General features: G+C 46.6%; 6 protein-coding genes. All 6 read left to right on the top strand.

Annotated elements, in window-relative coordinates:
* The first annotated feature begins 73 nt into the window (after positions 1-73).
* Entirely contained in the window at positions 74-262 is a 189-nt protein-coding gene (locus ACZMB2_RS13405) for a 2-ketoisovalerate ferredoxin oxidoreductase (RefSeq protein ID WP_442872494.1), read from the top strand.
* A 397-nt stretch (positions 263-659) separates the two neighbouring features.
* A complete protein-coding gene (locus ACZMB2_RS13400) occupies positions 660-1,799 on the top strand; it encodes a hypothetical protein (RefSeq protein WP_005333353.1) in 1,140 nt (379 codons plus the stop codon).
* On the top strand, positions 1,793-2,851 hold the full coding sequence (locus ACZMB2_RS13395; RefSeq protein WP_487597106.1) for a YqaJ viral recombinase family nuclease: 1,059 nt from the start codon (positions 1,793-1,795) through the stop codon (positions 2,849-2,851). Before ACZMB2_RS13400 ends, ACZMB2_RS13395 begins: the two co-directional genes overlap by 7 nt.
* 51 nt (positions 2,852-2,902) lie before the next feature.
* On the top strand, positions 2,903-5,140 hold the full coding sequence (gene recD2, locus ACZMB2_RS13390) for an SF1B family DNA helicase RecD2 (protein WP_487597105.1): 2,238 nt from the start codon (positions 2,903-2,905) through the stop codon (positions 5,138-5,140).
* An 83-nt stretch (positions 5,141-5,223) separates the two neighbouring features.
* Complete coding sequence (locus ACZMB2_RS13385) at positions 5,224-6,171, top strand: hypothetical protein (protein ID WP_487597104.1); 948 nt, start codon at positions 5,224-5,226, stop codon at positions 6,169-6,171.
* Between the two features lie 54 nt (positions 6,172-6,225).
* On the top strand, positions 6,226-6,638 hold a 413-nt coding region (locus tag ACZMB2_RS13380; RefSeq protein ID WP_487597103.1), incomplete at its 3' end, for a CHC2 zinc finger domain-containing protein.

The following is a 6,638-nucleotide window of genomic DNA, read 5'->3' as shown; positions in this document are numbered from 1 at the left end:
ATACAAAAAAAGAAATTATGGATGATAGAAAATGGATTTTGGGGTATGATGATAGCAAAGGAAGTGGATGTCTGTGCGGATTATAGGAAATGAGCAGGAAATTGAATGGGCAAAGGAAGCACTGCGGAATCAATGTAACGATTGTCCCTACTTGGAGTCCTGTAATGAAAAGGCGAAAGAGGAGTCAAAGCAGTGTGGAGCGGTTCGGTTTGGCTGCCGGGAGTATCTGAAAGAGAAGATTGAATTCGTAGTAGAAAAATAGATGTAGTATTTTGAACAAATATAAACACCATATATAGTATAAGCCTGAATTGACATGAGGAATATCTTGTGCTAGTATACTGATATAGTTTATTTTATGCACACCCTTTTTGGGGAGTTTCGGGATTCATAAGAATCTCCAAACTTACAGGAAACAGCAGGAGCTGATTCCTGGCATAAGTTGTTTATGTTTGTAGTGAGTGTCACGGTATGCCTTTTTTGGCTGCGTGGCACTTTTGTTTTTTCAGGAAGAAACCAGACTTTTAAGAATGAACAGAGAAAAGACTCTCTTTTCATTCTTTTTTTGTGCTTACATTTAGGTTTCGGCATAGTTGCATGCCACAACCAGCTTCGGCTGTTGATGGATAAATATTATTTTAAGAAAGGTGGATAAGAACATGAATGAAGCAAGAGTGTATGCAGATGGATTTGAGAGATCCTTTGCAGAAGTAAAAGATCTGCTGGAGTTTCTGGCAGAGAGAGGGAGAAATGCCAAATGGATCAGAAAGCCAACGAATACGTTACGGCTGGCACCACTGGAAAAGGAGGCTCAAAATCTGGATGCGGCAGATGCATCCATGGAAGAAATTTTGGAGGATACAGAGAAGAATACGCAGCTTGTACTGAAAATGAGAGGAGAATCCTATCCGGTACGTGACTGTGCCATCCGCACCATTTTAAGCCGCGCAGGTGTCAATGGAGACGGGCTTCGCAAGCTGGATAAGGCAACATATGCGAAGGTAGTCAATTACTGCCTGCGGGTTGCAAAAGGGGATGCCCTGATTAAGATTGCGGACGGAAAGGTTTCCGCAGTACATGGCGGGGATAAACATGATTATTGCATCCTTGATATGAAAGCCATGTTTGAGACAACTTGCGAATATCTGAATCTGAATTTCAAAGGCAGTGTTTACATGGAGGGCTCTGGTATCTATGACCATTCCATTGTATCTGCCATGTGGAAGCTCGGAGGAAGTCAAGAACTTCTGGATACTTACCGAAAAGCACTGGATGCACACGGAATGGATGAGAAGATCCTGTCACCGGCACTTCGTTTTACCACATCTGACGTGGCAGCGAGCGGTGCAAATCTGTATCCGATGCTTTTGACAGACGGACCAAACGGCGTTATCAGTCTGGGAAGTCCAATCAAGCTGGCTCACGATAAAGGGGCAACGATTCTGGACTTCCGGAAAAATCTGGAGCAGGTATGCGCCCGCTATGTGGATGCGATGAAGAATCTTACTCAGCTTATGGACATTGAGATCCGTAATCCGGTGAACTGCCTGAAGCTGCTGATGAAGGAACTTGGCATTAAACAGAAGATCCGGAATGAGGTGGTGGAGCTATTTGTATCCCAGAACGGGGAAGGTGCCTGTACAGCACATGATCTTTATTATGCCATGAATGAAGCCTCCTTTTTTGCAGCCTGTGAAGGAATGTCCGGACAGGGCATTCTGAAGCTGGAGGAGGATATTACGAAGGCGCTTATAAAAGACTGGAAAAAATATGACGTTTATGGAGCAGTCAAATGTTAGGAGGAATTGGAATGAATAACAAAGCAGAGTATACACCGGAAAAGGTTGTGGATATCAGTAACCTGTCAAGAGAAGACTGGTTGGAATACCGCAAAAAAGGAATCGGCGGCAGTGATGTAGCGGCAATCATGGGGATCTCTCCATTTACCACTATCCGGGATCTGTTTTACAACAAAACAGGTGTGCAGCCGGTCATTCAGGAGGAAGAGGAAAGCAACTGGGTTGCCAAGGAAGTCGGACACCGGCTGGAAGATCTGGTGGCAGAAATCTTTTCCAAAAAGACCGGACTGGAAGTATTTCCGGTACGTGTCATGTTCCGGCATCCATTATATCCGTTCATGCTTGCAGATGTGGATTTTTTTGTTCGTATGCCGGATGGGAAATTTGCGATTCTGGAATGTAAAACCTGCAATTATAATGCGAAAGATAAGTGGGCTGATGAGGGTATTCCAGCTCATTATGTGCTGCAGGTAAGGCATTATCTGTCTGTGATGAATATGCAGAAAGCCTTTATCGCATGCCTGTATGGAAATAACGAGAATGAGTTTGTGTATCGCACCATTGAGCGTGATCTGATTGAGGAAGAAGACATCATTGATCAGGAAACGTATTTCTGGCAGGAACATGTATTGAAAAATGTAGTACCGCCGCATAACGGGAATTCCGATCTGGTTCTGGCAAATATCCGTAATTATGGTGGTTTTGCAGACAAATCTATTCCAGAAATTGTGCTTTCCGGTCTGGAATCAAAAAATCTTGAGAAGTATCTTACCCTTTCGGAGGAAAAGTCACAGTTGGAAAAACGGAAAAAGGAAATCGAAGCAGAACAGCGGGCAATCAGTGTTCCTTTTGTGGAACAGCTGGGGCAGGGCTGCAAGGCAGTGCTGGAGGACGGTACGAACCGTTACCGTATTACCTATAATCCGACCAGACGTACTTCGGTTGGGAAAGACCAGATGGAGAAGCTGAAAAACCAGCATCCGGATATCTATGAGGAATATACAAAAACAACGGAGAGCCGTACTTTCCGAATTAAGAAGGAGGCGGCGTAATGAGAAAACCAAATGAACGGATGCGGATAAAAAGCTGGAGGGATATAAACAATGAGGTGCAGATTTAAACATAAGATTTTCCAGAATGAGGAGAATGGGTATACGATTGCCATATTCACCACACAGGATACGTCTGTCCCCCTGTCAGCCAGAGACAAATATCTGGCATCCAGGAATATCATCGGCTTCTCAGCGATTGGATTCGGTCTTCCGCTTACAGACGAGATTGAGCTTGAGATGGAAGGCAGATGGGAGAGCGGAGAGCATGGAACTCAGTATCAGGTGGAAAATTTCATGGAGGTTGTACCACGGACAAAGGAGGGTATCTTAGGATACCTTTCTTCCGGTGCAGTCAAAGGTATCGGTCCCAAGATGGCAGATACTATTTTCCGGAAGTTTGGGCTTCAGACACTGGAAATCATGGAAAACAACCCGCAGGAACTCTTGAAGATCCGTGGAATTTCCGAGAAGAAGCTGGCTGCTATTGTGGAGTCCTATGGAAAAAACCAGGTGTTCCGGGAACTGATGACGTTTCTGGCGCCTTTTAAGGTAACACCCAAAAAAGTGAATATGATTCTGAAGAAATTCGGAAATGAATCGGTGGATATTATCCGGCACCGCCCTTACATGCTGAGTGCAGTCAAAGGCTTCGGGTTTCTGACTGTGGATGCGATCGGAAGACAGTGCTGCTGTGCACTCAATGATCCCATGCGGATATCCGGGTGCATCGGACATATCATGAATCAGGCAATGAAAGAAGGACATCTGTTTAAGCAGCGTCAGGAGGTTATGAAGGAAGCACTGAAAATGCTGAACCGGGATCTGCAGGTCATGGCAGTATCGGAGCAGGATGTCAGTCAGGTGCTTTACCGGCTGGTGCTGCAAAAAAGCATTGTTGTGGAGGAAGAACGGATCTATTCTATCCGGCAGTATGAAGAAGAAACACAGACCGCTTCCATGATAGCCAGACGGCTTTTGGAGAAGCCGGTTTTGCTGTCCATTGAACCGGAGCTGGAAAAGGCACAGAAGACACTGGGGATCACGCTGTCAGAAACACAGAAACAGGCAGTGCGAATGGTGTTTGCACATCCCATCAGTATTATTACCGGAGGTCCCGGAACCGGAAAGACAACGGTTCTCAAGGTGATTCTCTATATCCATCAGGCGTTATGCAGGTCAGAGGTACAGCTTATGGCTCCGACCGGACGTGCGGCAAGACGTATGATGGAGAGTACCGGCTGTGAAAATGCATCCACGATGCATCTGGCCCTGGGGCTTTTGGGAGATGATACGGATTTTGAACCGGATTTTGAGTACCTGTCTGCCGGATTTCTAAATGTAGATGAGGTGTCCATGGTGGACATGCATCTTGCCTATGAATTTTTCCGGCGGGTTAGCAGACATGCCAGAGTCCTTTTAGTCGGGGATAAGAACCAGCTCCCATCCGTAGGAGCCGGGGATGTGTTCCGGCAACTGATTGCCTGCGGGCTGATTCCGGTCACGGTACTGGATCTGGTTTACCGGCAGGGCGCTTTGAGCAGCATACCTTATAATGCAAAACTGATGCAGGAGAACAAGACTAATCTGAGCTTTGGGGAGGATTTTCAGTTCATTGCCTGTAAAGGAGCAGATGAAGCGGCAGAGATTGTCCGGAGGATTTATCTGGACGAGATTGCAAAAAACGGCATGGATCAGGTACAGATCCTGACTCCGTATCGGAAACGCAGTGCTGCCGGAGTGGATGAATTGAACAAATCTCTGGAAGATTTTGTAAATCCGCCGATCGCAGGGAAGAAGGAACTGCATATCGGCAGTCAGGTGTTCCGGGTTGGCGATAAGATTTTACAGAATAAAAATACCGAGATGGCGAGTAACGGCGATCTGGGCAGGATACTGGACTGTATCACGGATGAGGATGGAAATGCCAGGGCAGTGATCGGATTCCCGGACGGGCGGCAGGTGCAATATGAAGCTGACCAGATGGAAATGATCGAACATGCAAACGCAACAACCATCCATAAGGCACAGGGTTCCGAATGTCCGGTTGTCATCATCCCTTGGGTGAAAGCCTTTTACATGATGCTGAAGCGCAATATTCTCTATACCGGAGTGACCAGAGCGAAAAGCAAGGTTTATCTGGTAGGGGAATGGGCTGCAGTCTGTCAGGCAATCCATACGGATGACAGCGGGACAAGGAACACCATTCTGAGTGAGCGTATCGTACAGTATTACGATCAGTATCAGAGTGAACAGAAACCGGAAATGGAGCAGTTAAAACTTGTTGTTTAAAAATATTTTTCAACTTTTGAAATAAGCGGACTATTACTCTTATATAGGGGAACGTCTGCTTTTCTAAATGAAAGGAGCAGAGAATGAAAGAATTATTGTATAAGAAATCAGAGGCAGTTGCCGCTTTAAACCGTGTGGATGGCTTCCATCCGATGGAACTGGCAAGAAAGATTGGAGAAGAAGGGCAGGAGGAGCAGCTTTATCTGGATGTGAAATACCGGAAGCTCTGGTTTCGTCTGGTCAATCCGGCAGGAAAGATCATTAGCCGGATTATCACTTTCACAGAGAATATGGCAGTTGTGGAAGCACGTATCTATCTGGATAAATGTGATCAGGAAGACAATTATGTAGCCAATTCCTTTTCACAGAAATTCCGGAGCGATGATCCGAAGTTTGGAGACAAATTTTTGGAAATGGCGGAAACAGCAGCCGTAGGAAGGGCATTATCGGATGCCGGATATGGTGTGCAGTTTGCGGATGTGGGAGAGGAAAATGATCCTGCACAGGTAGATGCCGGAATTCCATATCAGAATCCACAGATGCCGGATTCAGGTGCCATGGAAAATGCAGCCATGCCGGATTCGGGTGTCATGCCAAATGCCCCTATGCCAACTTATGGAGAGATGCCAGGTCAGCCGGAATATGCAGGCCAGCAGATGATGAATCAGTTCTATCAGCAGGCACAGGCGGAGGGAAGCACCATTTACCATGGCAGTGGACAAATGCCTGGCTACGGTTCCGCTCCGGCTGCCTCTACGCCGCCAAAGACCGGACAGATGCTGCAGGGAGCATTACAGAATCTGGATACGTCCCTTCCGGTAGAAGAACTGATGAAACACATGAACTATGAAATGGCAGTCGGGACTGTGATTCCGGGAAAGGGAAAATACGGCGGAAAGACCATGGGACAGGTGGCAGTTGAAAGCCCGTCAACGATCCAGTGGTTTGCCGAGCAATATTCCGGACCGAACAATCTGGTTCCGGCGGCAGCAAAGGTAATTTTACAAAAAGCAATGCCGATGGCTGGTTAAGGAAGAACCCCGCAGAGAGCTTTTTTCTGCGGGGGAAAGGAGGAATATACCGGGATGTATTATGATATGTCTGGGTTTGATTATGGAATACTGGATGTGGTGCAGGTGCTGCATCTCAGAAAGCGGCGGGGAAACTATTACGACTGTCCGTTCTGTGGAGAAACACATGGGAAACTGAATATCAATGTGGAAAAGAATGTATTCCGGTGCAACCGCTGTGATGCGTCCGGGGGGATGCTGAAGCTTTATGCGGATTTGCACAATGTTACACTCTCCGAAGCAAATCAGCAGATCCGGGAAGCATTAGGAAAAGGAGAATACCGGACGGATTATATCAAAGCAACGCCGGTACAGGAAGAAAAGGCAACGGCAGAGCTTGCACCCATAGAGGAAATCCACCGGACGTATCAGAGAATGCTGTCCATGCTCACGCTTAACAGGAAGCATCAGGAGGATCTGCAAAGACG

It is taken from the genome of Hominiventricola sp. (assembly GCF_057604405.1).
Note: the sequence above shows the minus strand (reverse complement) of the source record. Positions and strands in the feature narration are given on the sequence as shown.

Coding starts and splice junctions, on each gene's coding strand:
- ACZMB2_RS13395 (WP_487597106.1), top strand. CDS start 1,793: ATGTTAGGAGGAATTGGAATGAATAACAAAGCAGAGTATACACCGGAA.
- ACZMB2_RS13385 (WP_487597104.1), top strand. CDS start 5,224: ATGAAAGAATTATTGTATAAGAAATCAGAGGCAGTTGCCGCTTTAAAC.
- ACZMB2_RS13400 (WP_005333353.1), top strand. CDS start 660: ATGAATGAAGCAAGAGTGTATGCAGATGGATTTGAGAGATCCTTTGCA.
- recD2 (WP_487597105.1), top strand. CDS start 2,903: ATGAGGTGCAGATTTAAACATAAGATTTTCCAGAATGAGGAGAATGGG.